This window comes from Psychrobacter okhotskensis, from assembly GCF_965638355.1.
Taxonomy (GTDB): domain Bacteria; phylum Pseudomonadota; class Gammaproteobacteria; order Pseudomonadales; family Moraxellaceae; genus Psychrobacter; species Psychrobacter okhotskensis.
In genome coordinates this window covers 2,219,691-2,234,674 of sequence record NZ_OZ281822.1, presented here as the reverse complement: position 1 = coordinate 2,234,674, position 14,984 = coordinate 2,219,691, and the positions used below count along the sequence as shown (strand labels likewise).

The window sequence follows — 14,984 nt, the reverse complement described above, 5'->3', positions numbered from 1 at the left end:
TTTTATTCTTGAGCCAAGGGTAGGGTAATGCTGACCATAACCCCAGAACGTTGCTTGATACCCGCAAATTCTCCCTCACTATGCGTATGAATATTATTAATAGCGACCTGACCACCGTGATGCTCGATGACTTGTTTGACCAATGTTAACCCCAGTCCTGTGCCCTTTTTGGGTGTAGGCGCGGATGCGGTAGAGGAATCTGCTTCATTAGCGTTTTGGCCAACGCCATAAGTAGCATCGCTGTTATGTGGGTGGCTGTTATGTGAGTGATCGTGATGCACATGACCGTGATGAGACAAGCTAAAATAGCGGTCAAACGCTTTAGTCACCGCGTAATCTGGCAATAACTGACCATCGTTAAATATATCGATCTTGACGCTTTGTGCTGAGCGGTGAATATAAATGTTGATTGTGCTTTCAGCAAAATGAATGGCGTTGTCCAAGACGTTTTGCAGCACTTGTACCAACCAAAATTGATCGGCAAAAACGTTAATATGAGCGGATATATTTGCGTTTAAAGGTGATGATTCACTAACTACTTTATCATCTACATAGATATGAATAGGTGCTAGGTGCTGCTGTTGCAACTTCGCGGTATTGTCTTTTGCAAGGCTCTGCATCAACGGTAATAAGGGAGTAAGTTGTTGATTCAGTTTAAAGGTCGGTTGTTCAATCTTAGCGAGTAACAGTAGCCTATCGATTAATTGCTGCATTTTTATACTTTGTTCACCAACGGTTTGGATAAGTATCTGCCGATCGTCTTCATCCAAGCCGTCGTCTTCTAGCAGCTCGCTACTGGCACGAATGGCCGTCAACGGGCTTTTTAGCTCGTGGGTCAACGTATGCACATAGTCGTTGACATAGCCTCTATTCTCTAAGCGATGCTTCATGGTTTCAATGGTATCGGTCAAGCTATTGAGCTCATGACCTAAGTAAAAATAGGGCTTTTTGGTGTCTTCTGCCAGCGCCTTGGTATATTGGGTCACAAGGCTGATGCTTTGTTTAAGCCACCATGCCACGAGCCCAGCTAAAATAAGAGCGACAATACTAATGAGCAAGGCAGTAATCAGCATACGCCGACGAGTATTGTCCAAGTAAGGCAGCACGCTCGCGACTGGCTTACCGACGCTAACGACGCCAATTATATTGCTTGCCTCATCCTTGATTGGCTGCGCCACATACATGACCGTACCATCGCGCTGATTGTGATCTCGTGTCGTACTTCTCGCGCCGTATTGGCCTTTTAAGGTGAGATAGACATCATTCCAGCGGCTATAGTCCTGTCCTTCAGCATTGTCAGGCGTGCGGAATGAATCATAGATGACCGTGCCTTGCTTGTCTGTGACATAGACTCGAAAGCTACTATAGTTTTTTTCATCATACTTGATGTCTGGGCGGGTTATATTGTTGTTTGCTAAGGTATTAATAAATGCAGTATCAAGTTGGCTTTGATAATCCTCATCGTACAGCTCTTTTGATTGCAGTGGTTGCTGTAGGCTGGCTGCTAGTAGTTTACTGGTGTCTAAGAGCGTGTCCTCAATCACTTGCTGCACGGTCGGCTTGACGTAGCTAAAAAGCTGAGTAAACACGACGATGCCGCAAATAATCAGCACTAAAGCCACTGCCAACCAGATCCTAAAAAAGATACTTAAATTCAGCAGTTTTTTTGGGTCAGCCGTTTGTTGTGCCGTGCCAATGGGATGCAGTTTTGCATACCAATTACTTTGGCTGGTATTAGCACTATTATTGGTTTGATGAGTCATAGGTTTGATACTGCTATTAGTACTCGGTAAGGTCGCTTTGAGCGTATAAATATACTATTTAGCAGCGAATGAACATCAAAGCCTAAGCTGGACATAACGCATAGCCAAGACCACGATGGGTATGAATGACTTCAATGCTAGAATCGACGCTTGCCAGCTGCTTACGAATGGATTTGACATGACTGTCAATCGTCCGTGCCAAGCGATGGTCAGGATAATCACTGACAGCATTGAGTAGCTGTTCACGGCTAAATACTTGATTGGGCGCTTTTAATAAGGTCAATAAGATTTTGCGTTCAGTGTTACTCAGTTCAAGCTTTTGCTCTTGCCACAGTAGCGAGTAATTGAGCGGTTGATAATGCCAGATACCAGACTGACAATCAAACGTCAGCGCTTGCCCCGACATGTTATTAGAAGAGCCATTGCTTAGTGAAGTATTGTTAGATAAAGCGTGGTCGGCGCTATTATTTGCTGTTACTGTATGGTTGTTGGCAGCCTGCTCATAAAGTAATTGCTCACGTCGCCAAATCGCTTTTAGGCGGGCGACCAACTCTCTAGGGCTAAAGGGTTTGGCACAATAGTCATCACCGCCCATCTCTAAACCTAAGATACGATCGACCTCATCACTACGTGCAGTCAAAAATACCACAGGCACATCCTTGAGCGTTCCTACATCAGGCGCATGACGTATCTGCTGGCATAGGCTTAAACCATCACCGTCTGGCAACCCTACGTCTAAGATAATCGCTGATAAATCTTGCGCTTTTTCGCTACGTAGCAACGGTAGTACGCTGCTGGCATTATCTAACCAAGTGATTTGCCAGCCTTCACGCTTGCAAGTCACTTTAAGCGACATAGCAATAGCGGGATCATCTTCTACCAATAAAATATGAGTCATAAGCGTTATATCGTTTTATAAAAAAATTAAGCTAAAGTAGCGTCAATCACAGCTATATTTACAAAGATTGGAAAATGTTAATAAGGTGTCATACAGTAAGTATCAATCCATTAAATTATCGTAGCATAAAAGTAGTGCTACATTTTGCTAGCACTCATCAATCGCTGTGAAAAATTGATGGAAAAGCTGAAGTATGATAGTTAAATAGTACCGATACTATCAAAAAAAACTTCAAATATTTTAAATTATTCATTAAAAGCATTAATAAAAAAGACCAACTCAATCGATGCTAAGTTGATCTTTTAAATGCTAAGTTGGTCTTTTAAACGGGTAGTTTCTAACGACGTTTTTTGATTCAACGCATACTATTTTAAGCCTTTACAGTTGGCATAGTAGGTGACGGTTGCAGGCCAGTCCGAAAAAATACCTTTCACGCCAACCTCTTGCGCCAGCACATCAATATAGCTCATCATATCGCCATCATTATTAATGGCTTTGCCTAAGTCGCTGTAATACCAGTCGCCGCCTGCCGCTAACGGCCCTGAGCGTTCAATTGACCAAGTAATGATATTTAAGTTAAGCGCTTTGGCTTGTTTGGCATAGGCTGATGGTATCATTTTATCGTTAGCATCAGTAGTAACCAATATCCAAGGCGGTGGTGCGATGGTTTTTATACCACGTGCTTTTATGTTGGCCAGTGGATGCTTCCAAGTGGCGGGGTCGTTTTTATCAAAGGTTTTACCAATTGCTGTCTCATTGCTATCATCAATTAAATAAATAGCGTTAGCACCAAAAGCAGGGTCATTTTTGATCCAATAATCTATATCCTCAATATTAAATGACTGTGGATACACGTCACTGGCTACCACACCTGCACTTTTATAAGTGTCGATAAGTTGCTGACGATAAGCGTCTAAGCTATAGCCGTTGAACGGCATATTGACCACTGGAGACTTCAGCTCAGGCGTGTGCTTCACACCTAGTCTTTGTGCCAGTTTAATATGTTCTTTTAGCGTTAACACTTGACCATTTTGTGAGTATAAATCGGTTCGCCATGCAGCAGTTGCATTCATATAGCCACTGAGGGTGGTGGCTTCTTTATTGACTGCGTCCATTTTTCCCGTCAGGGTTTTAAAGTCGCTGCCACTAATGTCTGACGTTCGACATTCAATGCTGTCTGCATTGGTTAGTACACCGTTGGCATCTATGATGGGCGGCACAGTACATTGCTTGGCTAGCGGGGTGGTAAGAATATTGGTGGTGGTGTGCAAATCGTTTTGCGCGTGGCGGCATACCAGCTCACCGTCGTTAGTAAAAGCAACATCACACTCTAATATGCCTGCGCCCATTTGTGCTGAGGCAATATAGCTGTCATAAGTATGTTCTGGCAGTTGCAATGGCGCACCGCGATGCGCAATCGAGAAATCTGTCTTGCTAGGGGTTTGCGCACTGCAAGCCATGAGCTCATCTTTCAATGGTCCTGCATCCATATCATTGACCAAATATAATGGACGCACGCCATAAGTATAAGACTGAGGCTTAGTAGGCAAGTTTTTTGATGCCTGTTTTAGTGAGGGCTTAATAGTTTGAGTGGATGTTTGAGCCAATATGCCACTATGCATATCGTATGCGGCCGTCGATGGGGTGCAAATGATAGCCAGTGCCGTCGCTATACTGATCTGCTTGATTGTTTTAAATGGCGATTTTTTAAGTTGATTGAGCCTAGCCACTGAATTATCCGAAATTGTCATGTAAACTGTCTCCATAAAAAGTGCAAAATAATAAGAATAACTTTTATTGTCATTTAACTAGCACTCAAAGTACCGAGTTATGTTTAAGGAATGATGACAACCGAACCTATTTTGTAACTTTAACCCTATTTAAATTTTTGAATATTATTAAGGATAAATGATGAGTGAATATCTAGAGTGCGTTATCGTTGAGCATAACCCTGCCAAAAAAACGATAGATCGAGCCGTTATTTGGCTACATGGTTTGGGCGCGAGTGGTCATGATTTTGAGCCAGTGGTACCACAGCTCGGTTTAGCGGATGATATGGCAGTGCGTTTTATTTTTCCACATGCACCAAAGCGCCCAGTGACGGTGAATGGTGGTATGGTCATGCCAGCATGGTACGACATCTTAGAGATGAGCCTAGAGCGTAAAGTCGATGTCGCTCAGATTGAAGAGTCTGCGCAGCAAATCCGTGATTTGATCAGCCGTGAGATAGAGCGTGGTGTTAAGCCTGAACACATTGTAATCGCAGGATTTTCGCAAGGTGGAGCAGTGGCATATCATGTGGCACTTGGCTACCCGCAGCGTTTAGCTGGCTTGATGACACTCTCTACTTATCTAGCGACTAATGATAATATTAGCTATAGCGCTGCTAATAAAGATATGCCAGTATTGATTGAGCATGGCACACAAGACCCGGTCGTTCCTGTGGTTTTAGGCGAGCAAGCACAGCAATTATTATCCGCAAAAGGCTATAATGTTCAGTACAATACTTATCCGATGGCACATCAGGTCTGCATGCCGCAGATTCAAAATATCGGTAAATGGTTGAATACTGTTTTGGCCTAAAAATCTAAGCTGTAACATAATGTAATGCCAACTGTATATAGGTTGAAACAACAGGGGTAGTTACTATATAATGCACAGTCTTATTGGGGATGTTCTGGCTTCGACGCTGGTGATGAAACTCAATGATGCATGTCGAGAGTATATGTCCTCTCGTTAATCAAACATATATTGTTATAGTCGCAAACGACGAAAATTACGCTCTAGCAGCTTAAACCCTGTTTACATGGTTTAAACCTGTTTACTTAGTTGCTGATCACCTACAGTTGGTCAACTAAGTTGAAGCGTCCGCATGTAGGCTCGCCACAAGTGATTGTCTCAATCGCTTGGGTTCAAAAGTAGAGAATCGTCCAATCCATCCTGACTGTCGGATCGGTGCGGATTAAAACTAAAGACAGAAACTAAACATGTAGATTCATGAGCGTAATGCTGGCGGACGCGGGTTCAACTCCCGCCATCTCCACCAAATATTAAAAATCCGACCACTTAATGTGGTCGGATTTTTTTTGGTTTAATTTTAAATGTAGATAGTTGAAATAAAAGTTAAAAGGGACAATCAACTGATTCTTCATTAGCAAAAAAAGTTATTTCGTAATTATAAGTATTATTGACGCAAATCTGTGCATCATTAACAGCATCAAATTGCTCGGCTGTTAAAGTGATAGCCATTATAAAATCGATCACTTGCTGTGGCGATCTCAAATCTTTAGTTAAGTCATTAGCAGTAAAATGAATCTTAGCGATGTGGTTCTCAATTTTCACTGTAAAATTTTCATTGCCGAAATTACTAGACTCAAACCCTAGTTTTTTCTCTTCTGGTGTTAAACCGTTCAAGTATTCTTGAATAGTGTTTTTTAGTGGTGAATCTTTATCTACATGTCGAATAACATAGACATAGTCGTCTATATAGTCAATCCAGAATAAAATTAGTACAACCCATATCATGAAACAGCTTAGGTAAATTATTCTCCATCCACCCTTGTCGTAGAAACTTAGCCTGTGCCCATTTTTTTTCAATAGGGTTTAAATCAGGGCTGTAAGGCGGTAGAAATAACAAGCGATGACCATGCCTGTTGAGTAATCTCTGAACGCGTTTATGAAAGCTGGCGTTATCCATGACGATTACGCATTTTATTTTAAGACTTGGTATTAGCGTGTTTTTGCACCAGTTGTAGAATATGTCGCCATTGATATTCTTTTCGAAGTAATCAAGTGCAAATAACGCTTTTTCATATAAGGCACCAATAACATTGGTGCGTTTTTTACCTTGCCAGTTATAGCTATCGATGCAAGGGGTACCAATAGGTGCATAGCCATGAGAGCGGATGGTCCCAGCCTCGAAGCCACTCTCATCCATGTATACAATTGCATAGCCTTGAGCGATGTAGTCGCCCAGTTTACTTAGATATTTAGCTCTGTTTAATGGGCAAGCTTTTGGATGCTCTAAGGTCTTTTTTTTGACTGATACCAAGACGTTTTAAAGCGGCCTCGATGCCCGACTTACTACAGCCAAAACGCTGTGCTCTCTCGTACATGTAATCGTCTGGATGCTGTTCAACATCTTTTAATAAAGCTTCGTTAGGTATTTTACTGGGTGGTTTATTGCGAGTGAGTTTAATACTAGGATCTTTGAGCCAATTCTGTAGCGTGGCCTTACTAATGTCATAAAATGCACAAGCTTGTCTGATACTCATATCTTGTTGTTCGACACTTTTAATCACTTGAGCACGGAAGTCTGCTGAATAAGTCATAATCTTTTTACTTTTCATTTATTTTAAAACTACTGTACCACTTTTATAAAGGCTCTACTATATTTGGGTTTATAAAGTATACTTTGACCGCTAGTTTATCTTTAATTGACTGCTTGCTCATTTTATTAAGATAGCTTTTATAGTTTTTGGTATATATTTTTTCGATGAGAGTATCAGGTTCATTAGCAAGATGAGGTTCTGTAGCAGCTATATATTCATCCACGAACGGCCATAGAAAATAGGATGAACAAGCATCACTTTGACATATCAAGTTTAAATTATTATGATTTTTATCAATTAATTCAATTCTAGAATTAGGATAAATATTCGCTTCATATACCTTATCTTTGTATGTAATTTTAGTGGAAGCTGTAAATGCAAAATCAATAGGAGAAAAATCACGAATATTATTAATAGTGCCGTTATATTCTTTAAGGTTTTTTAAGTTTATGATACTGTCAAACTCATTAAAATTCTTCCAGTAGTCACATAATAAGAGTTGATCATTATTAAGTTCGAAATCATCACAGTTTAAGGTAATATTATATTGAACACTATTGGATTCTCGATTGATAGATGCTTCTGAATTTGCTGGATTTCTGCAGCCAGTTATTAATAATATGACTGTTGTGATAAATATTTTTTTATATAGAGAAACATCATTGTTCCTTAGGAAAGGCTCATTTATTCTGATTACTTACATTATCAACCCTTTGTAAATTGATTCTGATTCGTGAATTGAAGTATAATGTACTGTAGAGTCAATTGATATTTTCCCAGTTTTGGGATTGATATTATATTTTTCCCAAGATACGACATATAAGACACCTTCAAACATAATTGAATTAAGAATCCATAATTCAAAATCCTGATTCATATAAAAAATACGTTCATTATACGAATATTCATTAAATTCATATTCATAAATATTTATAGAGTCAATTTCTAACCCGTCAATATTTGTACTTAATTTAAGTGTCTTAGTAGTGTAATCACCATCATCATTCTTTGACCCTAAGAGCAGTCTAGTATCCAATATGACTTTACTTTTAGTATCTGAGAACCTATCAAGGTTTATACTATCAAAACTATAATTACTAACTTTGTCGTAGTATAAGCATTTTTCGGGGTAAGAAAGATTTTCAGCCGAACATGATTTTTCTAGTAGATGTATAAATTCTTTATCAGAAATTTGTTTGATACCTATACCTGTAGAGTGTAAATCTGTAGAACTAAGTTCTTTAGATAATGTTTCATTTAAAGGAGCCGAAGTTTTTGTTTCACTTGTATCTACACTACAGGAGCAAAGTATGACCATTACAAATATTAAGCTATATTTAAACATATTATTCTCTGATTATTTTTACGCGCTTTTCATCGAACATTGAATGCAAATGGCTATCATGATAGGCTGCTGGTGTAGTCCATTCATATTTAGGCTTGCTACGCCCCCTATACTGTGTATGGCAACCAAAATTTTTCATTGCTGTAATATATTTTTGTTCATTGTTTTGATTCGTTAAATAAATGGTATCTACACTTCTACCGTTATTATGTGAAGTACTTGGAAAACCAGTTCCTTCTTCAAAACAACTACCTGTAGATTGTATCGCTAAACCAGTAGTAGCTAATGCACCGATAAAACATGCTAAATGACCTGGACTAGTATATCTTCTCTGAGTATTTGAAAATGTGTATGATATTTTTACATTACTATTATTATACTTCAATGAGTCAGGCATCCTAACTAAAGTAATATCTCCAGATAAAGCCTTGAATAGCCTCCAAAAATATTCACCATTGTTAATTCCGTACTCTGCGATATCGCCATTTTCATATTTAACTCGTCTAGACGTCTGACCTTGATTAACTTTTTTATCATACAAAATAGATGCATGAGTTGGTTTACTACTACGTTTTTCTCCTTTACTCTTTTCTTTGGTAGTATTCCAATTAACAGTACAAATATTATGTTTTTTACCATTTTTTTCGTAATATATATACTTATATTTTTGTTTATTACTTGAAGATATGTTTTTAGGAATGTACTTAATAATTTGATGATCTTCATAGATATTGTAAGTAATTATACCTTTTTCGAATTCAGGCTTCTTAGCCTTATAAATGTAGACCTTATCTCTATCATTATTTACAATGAAGCTACCTTTTTTAACCTCTTTACCGTCCTCACTGACTATCACCGTTATCTCAACGCCAACCAATGATTCGTGTGGTCTACCTCTAGTACCGTCACTACCTGTTATCGAAGAATTCTTACCATATTTAGTAGATTTAGTTATATAGCTCAATCCAGATAGAGGTTTGTTATTTTTTTCATCAATGAACTTTATTGTTATTTCTGTTTGGTCAGATTCCACTTCAAGAGTTGGACCATCTTTAGTCTTTTTCTCAACTTCTTTGACCTTTGGCTTTTCAATCTTAGTCTGAGTTGCGTTTTCTTTTTCTGTTGATTTACTCTCTTGAACAACTGAAGAGGTTTCAGGAATTGTCTTTTCTTTACTCTTTGATACTTTGCTGACGTCTTCTTTCGAAATATTCTTATCAATTGTTATAGTCCATGATTTTGAACCATATGTAACTATAGCTGTTGTTGTTGCTCTTTCTTCCCCGTCGATAAGTTTTAAATGCTGCCCAGCAAGTGCTTTTATAATGGCTATACCTCTAACATTTGCTTTTTTAGTTTCAGAGGTCTGACCACGATAAACAGTTTTAAATTGATAATTAGGGATAGGTTTTTTACTCTTATCAACAAATTTCAATTGCAGCGTAACGACAGGAACTTTTAAAACTTTGGTTTGTCCATTTAAGTCTCCAGTAACAGGAAATGCCATGCTGTAAATAGATTGTTTCTTTTCATCGTCGTCATCAAGATAGACGCCAATAGATTGGCTGACATCTGCTTTTATACCTGAGTCGATACCTGAGTTATTCGTTTTATGGGGTTTGATATTGTTTTTGTAGTCAAGGTAATAGGTTGTGTTTGGTAAAGGCTTGCCTGTGTCTGCTTCTACCAGTTGTATGTTGAAAGTGACTTCATCAATTTTCTCATTATTATCGCTACCTTCACTGTGTTGATTTGATCCAATTGGTTCAACGCTATTGGTACTGCTATCGGTATCTTTACTTTCTTTAGTAGTTTGTAATTTTTCATGTTTTGATAGTTTGGAAGAATACTTGCTTTCACCTAGATATAATATCTCATAACCTTGTAGCTGATCTGCTTTTTGAATTATTGTTTCAACAAGATTGGCATCTATTTTTAACTGAATTTTTGCTTCTGGATGTCTGACTATTATGGGTAAATTACCATCTTTGTCTGTTTTATGAGTAACTACTATTTTACCCAAATTAAATGTACCCTTAAATTCAGAGCTGATTTCAACTTCTTTGTTAGGAATGCCAACTTTTTTAGCATCTACAATTTTCACGTATACTTTTCGTTTACAACAAGTTTGAAGGTTATAATGAGCAAATAGACTCATATACTTACCAACACTAGTGCCGTTGCCATCTACATCATTAATTTTTCCATTCGATTTTAAAAAATCTATTACTGCATCATCACCTTTTAAATGTCTAGCTGCAATGACTCCCGATTCTGTCACTTCAAAAGAAGCAAGATTTTTGGCTTCTGTAATAGTCTTACCATAAAATTCATTTGCATTTATATTCCTCATATAGCCACATAAGCGATCAATCCAATATTGGATTGCTTTCATCTGGATAGTACCGCTGCTTTTAAAGACGTTAAGTGAAGTAGCACCAAATTTACCAGTCCAATAGTTCCCAGTCCCTCCCCAATCTTGAGTTTTTAAATTTTTAGTTCCATCAAAGCGATAACAACCTACATCCTGTAATGCTACTTCAGAAAACTGAAACAGCCCCACATAATTCCAAGGATTTAATATGCTAACAGCGGTTGGATTATCAACTTTAATGCCTTCTTTGTTATCTCCAGTATAGGTATAAGAATAACGTAAATCAGATGTTGACTCCTGTCTAGAAACAGCTCCAATATATCCTATCCTATTAGGAGTATAAGTAACTCCTTTAACTGGCTTTATTAGTGAGCCCATATTATTTTTCCTTTACTATCGACGAGCGTTTTTACAAGCATTAGGAGCATAGCTATAATCTAGAGGGTTTTGTGCATCGACATATTTTTGTAATAGCTCTTTAGTACGTTGATCATTACCTGTCATATTATTTTTAACAAACAAACAACCGTCATAGAGCATACCTGTCATTTCATAGTTTTCGGGGTCAAAAATATAGAACACTTGACCTATAGCACATTTACTATCAAAGCAGATCTTGTTGAACACATACTTTTTATTAGTATTTATATCTTGTATGTACAGACCTTCTCGTTGTGTTCCCATTGCATAAAGCTCTTTGTAAGCCAAATCAATAGGACTAACAAGTTCAAAAATCATTTTTTGAAAGGCTTTATCGTATCTTTTATCATAATCAGGGTTACTACCCTCTATCGTTGGTAATACTTCATTAACTAGCTCAAATGGATAGGTGGTAAATTTTCCACTGCCGTATTCGTAGGTTAAATATCGAAAAGGAACATTATCCAATGCCAGCTTGATATTAAGCTTATCTGTATAGCTTAAAGAATCTGAGATATATGCTTGCTCTGAAGGTTCGTTCTCTTCATCTTGTGAAGGAGCGATTATTTTGAGCTGAACGCGTGGTATGCTATCTATATAGCTTTGATAATCTTCTTCGTTTGTGGTTTGAGCTACACTGACGAATGGTGTCGTGAAGAGGGGTATGAAAAACAAGTATAGATTTTTATTATTAAATAAGTACATAGGTTATCCTATCAATTTGCTCTATTAAGAGGTTTAACAGCCACAGCTATCGACATTGTCATCATCTAAAAACAAATCTTCTAAAGAAGTGTTACTGCACTTTATTTGATCTGATATGTCAGTCGCTTTAATTTCTCCTTTATGGTTCACGTTACCAATAAGCTCTAACTCAACCTTCTCAGCTTTATTTCCAAACATTCTTAAAGTCTGACCCTCTTCATCAAGCTTCCCTTCGATTTCTGTACCTCTTGTATGATTAATAAGCTTATAGCTAATACCTTGGTCAATTAAATCTTGAGGAATAAGTTTTTTTAAATCAAAAGCTTTACTGAATAACCCAGACTTAACTAAGGAAATCACTGGCGCGTTAACTTTACCTCCGCCTACCAAACTCTTCTTCACCGCCTGCACTTTAATCACCCCCGGACACACCAGCTTAATGCCGCTATCATCGATAGTAATTGACGCTCCTGCACTGGTTTGCAGCTTAATACGTTTGGGACTTGAGATATTCACCTGACCCGACTCACTACCGATGGTCATGCTAAGTTGGCTATGCAATTGCAGCTCACCGCCTTGGGCTTGTATCGCTACAGGTTTAGTGTTGGCACTGATATGTAGCCCTGACTGATCCGCTTGACCACCAACCCCAGAGAGCGAGTCAATCGTATTTGCCGTCAGCGTATAATTGCCTGCCACCACATCCGACTGGGTAGCGCCTGACTGTATGACTATTGTTTTCGCCGTCCATAGCGTATTATTTGCAGAGGCCAGAATGCTGTCTTTGCTGACCAGCATCACATCGGCTGCGCCTAACACTTCCGTATTCAAGGTTTCATCTATAATTTGTGCGCTGGTTTTAAAGGCTTCTATTGTTTGGTTGGCATTACTAAGTGCCTCGGTTGATTGCAAATGTGCCTGCTTTGCCTCTTTAAAGGTTTCGCTCAGCTCAGTGCCCATTTTTAACTGACGTTGTCCTGCATCATTGACCCAAGCTGACTCGTGCTCGCTTTGACTATGTCTGATATCAAAGGTGGAGAGTAGCACCCCCGTATCACCAGTGATTTGCAAGCCATGGTCGCTTGCCAGATTAATGCCTTGACCGCTATCGCTTGATTGATGATTGCTAAAGCGATGACGCAGTATGCCAAGCTCAAGCACGTGCTCATCAGGGGCAAAGGTGGCGCTAGAAGTGATGGTTGGTGTCTCAGCATTGACACGTGATCCTGTATTCACCGTCCATTGAAGACCGATTTTATTAGGCGTGTCATCAAAGCTCATGGTCACCTCAGAATCAGAAGTCAGCCCATATTGAGCAATACCAGAGATCCAACCACTGTGCCCATCATCTTCACTAATTTGCGAATGTCCGAGGCCACCACCATGCCATCTAGGGGACGCGCCGCCTTGTAAGTTATGTCTATTAGATAATCCAGCGTCACGAGTGGTAATGTCTTTCTCATTCACATCACCCATACCGATACCGTCGAACAGTGATCTGCTAATCACCGGACTGTCGATATCGCCATACCAATGGTTAAGCAGCACCGATTGTCCAAGCCGTGGGGCGAATTGCCAGCTATGGGTTGCGCCTGAGGAGAGTTGCAATGCGCGCAGGGGCGGGGTAGTGCCATCATCATGAGGGCTGATACCTGAGTAGACGGGAGTGGTGATGGTTTGCTGTAGGTTGTCATCGGTGACACTAGAGTCATAGCTGGGCGAGGCTAATAAACTGGTGTCACCAGTACGTGCTTGGGTGAGACCCGTGTAAGTGCTACTGGCAAAGGATAAAAAACTGGGATAAGGGCAATAAGGAATAGCTGCGTCAAGTAACGTGGCCGATACCCAAACCCCAGTATTGCGGGCGATGTCAAAGCCATGATCGGGGAGGAATATCCCGCTCTGTTGCGTCGTACGTTGTAACCACGCTTTGATAAATACTTGATGATGATAAGACACGCTGTCGCTGTCCGGCTCAATCCCAACCATCTGCGTACTGATACAGTAGCTAGTCAAACGACCGATAGTAGGTAAATTATGAATACTCACAGGACTACCGACCACCATGCCTCGCATCGCACCAGTCGCTTGGTAATGTTCACGCTGACAGCGATTGGCATTCACCCATTGCTGTGCCAACACCGTCGCTGCACTATCGCTATCGACGCGTGAGGGCGCGCCTAAAAGCACAGTCGTGTCATCTATTGCTAGTGCTGACTCATCAGCGGCTTGGCCTTCATAAATAGTATCCGCGCTTAAGCCATCTGCTTTTACTATTACCGTCTGACTACCCAGTTGCTGCGTGCTCATTTGTAGCTCATTAACCGTATCTTGTCCTGACTGGATAGAAGACTGGGCATAACGATAGTCTAATGGTAGTAACTCTGTCTCATCAAAACTGCTTAGTAGCATCAGATACCCTAAATTATCTAATGAATCACCCGATATCCATAGGGTACTGACACCACTATCAGCAAGTAGCCCGGTTATAAACTCCCAATCACTGACATCCGACTGGGTGCGCATAGGAAGCTGAGAAGACAAGCGCTCTGATGCCTGCAAAGTCTCAGATAACTGCCAATCAAATTCATAGTCGGCAAAGAGGGTAGTGACGATATCGAGCGTAGATTGATTGATGAAACTGCGAGTATGAATGCACTGGGTTAATTGCCAATCGGGGCTGACGATGTCTAACGTGTAAAAATGCAGTGCGCCATCTGACTGCTGGTAGTTGACGGCTTTAATAAGCCCAGTGCGATGACTGGGTTCACGGGAAACTGAAAGGGTATTTAAGCAGACAAATGTATTTATCAAAGATAAACAAGAGTTTGAATCTATAAAAGCATGTGAGTAGAACAACAGCTGACTAGTAGCTACTTTATCAATGGCGCTTGACCAAGAGAACGCAGCAGGATATAAGGTGGTAATGGGTGTATTATTGGTATCAACGGTAATTTGGTGTAGACGAGCGGTTTGCGAAGGCATAAGGGAGGTTCCCGTGACTGCAGATTTAAGGGTACAGTCGGTCGCTTAAAAGTAAGCACTGCTAAAATATATACTAAGAAAAGTATAGAGTTTATTGAAATATTGTCAAGTATCTGTATAATCGATTTGCAACAAGTTTTTCATTAAAGAACTTTAGTTCTAA

The 14,984-nt window shown here is 39.6% G+C and carries 11 protein-coding genes and 1 other RNA gene; 2 read left to right on the top strand and 10 right to left on the bottom strand.

Features of this window, described 5'->3' with window-relative positions:
* Positions 1–2 precede the first annotated feature (2 nt).
* From creC to ACSUPM_RS09280, 3 genes are all read right to left on the bottom strand, one after another.
* On the bottom strand, positions 3–1,763 hold the full coding sequence (creC, locus tag ACSUPM_RS09290; RefSeq protein WP_436879883.1) for a two-component system sensor histidine kinase CreC: 1,761 nt from the start codon (positions 1,761–1,763) through the stop codon (positions 3–5).
* An 82-nt stretch (positions 1,764–1,845) separates the two neighbouring features.
* Positions 1,846–2,661, bottom strand: a complete 816-nt coding sequence (locus ACSUPM_RS09285; RefSeq protein WP_352288080.1) for a response regulator — start codon at positions 2,659–2,661, stop codon at positions 1,846–1,848.
* Positions 2,662–3,026: 365 nt separating this feature from the next.
* Positions 3,027–4,412: a glycerophosphodiester phosphodiesterase family protein gene (locus ACSUPM_RS09280; RefSeq protein WP_201575999.1), complete on the bottom strand. Its 1,386-nt coding sequence runs from the start codon at positions 4,410–4,412 to the stop codon at positions 3,027–3,029.
* A gap of 160 nt (positions 4,413–4,572) precedes the next feature.
* Between ACSUPM_RS09280 and ACSUPM_RS09275 the strand changes: the two genes are divergently transcribed.
* Together ACSUPM_RS09275 and ssrA are read left to right on the top strand one after the other, a co-directional pair.
* Complete coding sequence (locus ACSUPM_RS09275; RefSeq protein WP_201575997.1) at positions 4,573–5,244, top strand: alpha/beta hydrolase; 672 nt, start codon at positions 4,573–4,575, stop codon at positions 5,242–5,244.
* A gap of 85 nt (positions 5,245–5,329) precedes the next feature.
* Positions 5,330–5,707: a transfer-messenger RNA gene (gene ssrA / locus ACSUPM_RS09270) on the top strand.
* A 77-nt stretch (positions 5,708–5,784) separates the two neighbouring features.
* Here the strand turns inward: ssrA and ACSUPM_RS09265 are convergent.
* From ACSUPM_RS09265 to ACSUPM_RS09235, 7 genes are all read right to left on the bottom strand, one after another.
* Positions 5,785–6,186, bottom strand: coding sequence for a hypothetical protein (locus ACSUPM_RS09265; RefSeq protein WP_201565669.1), 402 nt, complete (start codon positions 6,184–6,186; stop codon positions 5,785–5,787).
* Positions 6,152–6,712, bottom strand: a complete 561-nt coding sequence (locus ACSUPM_RS09260; RefSeq protein ID WP_201567901.1) for an IS630 family transposase — start codon at positions 6,710–6,712, stop codon at positions 6,152–6,154. Before ACSUPM_RS09260 ends, ACSUPM_RS09265 begins: the two co-directional genes overlap by 35 nt.
* Positions 6,651–6,992: an IS630 transposase-related protein gene (locus ACSUPM_RS09255; RefSeq protein ID WP_037026110.1), complete on the bottom strand. Its 342-nt coding sequence runs from the start codon at positions 6,990–6,992 to the stop codon at positions 6,651–6,653. The genes ACSUPM_RS09260 and ACSUPM_RS09255 overlap by 62 nt, the downstream gene beginning before the upstream one ends.
* Positions 6,993–7,689: 697 nt before the next feature.
* Positions 7,690–8,337 (bottom strand): hypothetical protein, encoded by a 648-nt coding sequence (locus tag ACSUPM_RS09250; RefSeq protein WP_025651840.1) that lies wholly within the window; start codon positions 8,335–8,337, stop codon positions 7,690–7,692.
* Position 8,338: 1 nt separating this feature from the next.
* A complete protein-coding gene (locus tag ACSUPM_RS09245; RefSeq protein WP_025651839.1) occupies positions 8,339–11,089 on the bottom strand; it encodes a hypothetical protein in 2,751 nt (916 codons plus the stop codon).
* A gap of 15 nt (positions 11,090–11,104) precedes the next feature.
* On the bottom strand, positions 11,105–11,836 hold the full coding sequence (locus ACSUPM_RS09240) for a hypothetical protein (protein ID WP_025651838.1): 732 nt from the start codon (positions 11,834–11,836) through the stop codon (positions 11,105–11,107).
* Between the two features lie 33 nt (positions 11,837–11,869).
* Entirely contained in the window at positions 11,870–14,821 is a 2,952-nt protein-coding gene (locus tag ACSUPM_RS09235) for a contractile injection system protein, VgrG/Pvc8 family (protein WP_436879881.1), read from the bottom strand.
* Between the last annotated feature and the right edge of the window lie 163 nt (positions 14,822–14,984).

Coding starts and splice junctions, on each gene's coding strand:
- creC (WP_436879883.1), bottom strand. CDS start 1,763: ATGACTCATCAAACCAATAATAGTGCTAATACCAGCCAAAGTAATTGG.
- ACSUPM_RS09255 (WP_037026110.1), bottom strand. CDS start 6,992: ATGACTTATTCAGCAGACTTCCGTGCTCAAGTGATTAAAAGTGTCGAA.
- ACSUPM_RS09280 (WP_201575999.1), bottom strand. CDS start 4,412: ATGACAATTTCGGATAATTCAGTGGCTAGGCTCAATCAACTTAAAAAA.
- ACSUPM_RS09250 (WP_025651840.1), bottom strand. CDS start 8,337: ATGTTTAAATATAGCTTAATATTTGTAATGGTCATACTTTGCTCCTGT.
- ACSUPM_RS09265 (WP_201565669.1), bottom strand. CDS start 6,186: ATGATATGGGTTGTACTAATTTTATTCTGGATTGACTATATAGACGAC.
- ACSUPM_RS09285 (WP_352288080.1), bottom strand. CDS start 2,661: ATGACTCATATTTTATTGGTAGAAGATGATCCCGCTATTGCTATGTCG.
- ACSUPM_RS09275 (WP_201575997.1), top strand. CDS start 4,573: ATGAGTGAATATCTAGAGTGCGTTATCGTTGAGCATAACCCTGCCAAA.
- ACSUPM_RS09235 (WP_436879881.1), bottom strand. CDS start 14,821: ATGCCTTCGCAAACCGCTCGTCTACACCAAATTACCGTTGATACCAAT.
- ACSUPM_RS09240 (WP_025651838.1), bottom strand. CDS start 11,836: ATGTACTTATTTAATAATAAAAATCTATACTTGTTTTTCATACCCCTC.
- ACSUPM_RS09245 (WP_025651839.1), bottom strand. CDS start 11,089: ATGGGCTCACTAATAAAGCCAGTTAAAGGAGTTACTTATACTCCTAAT.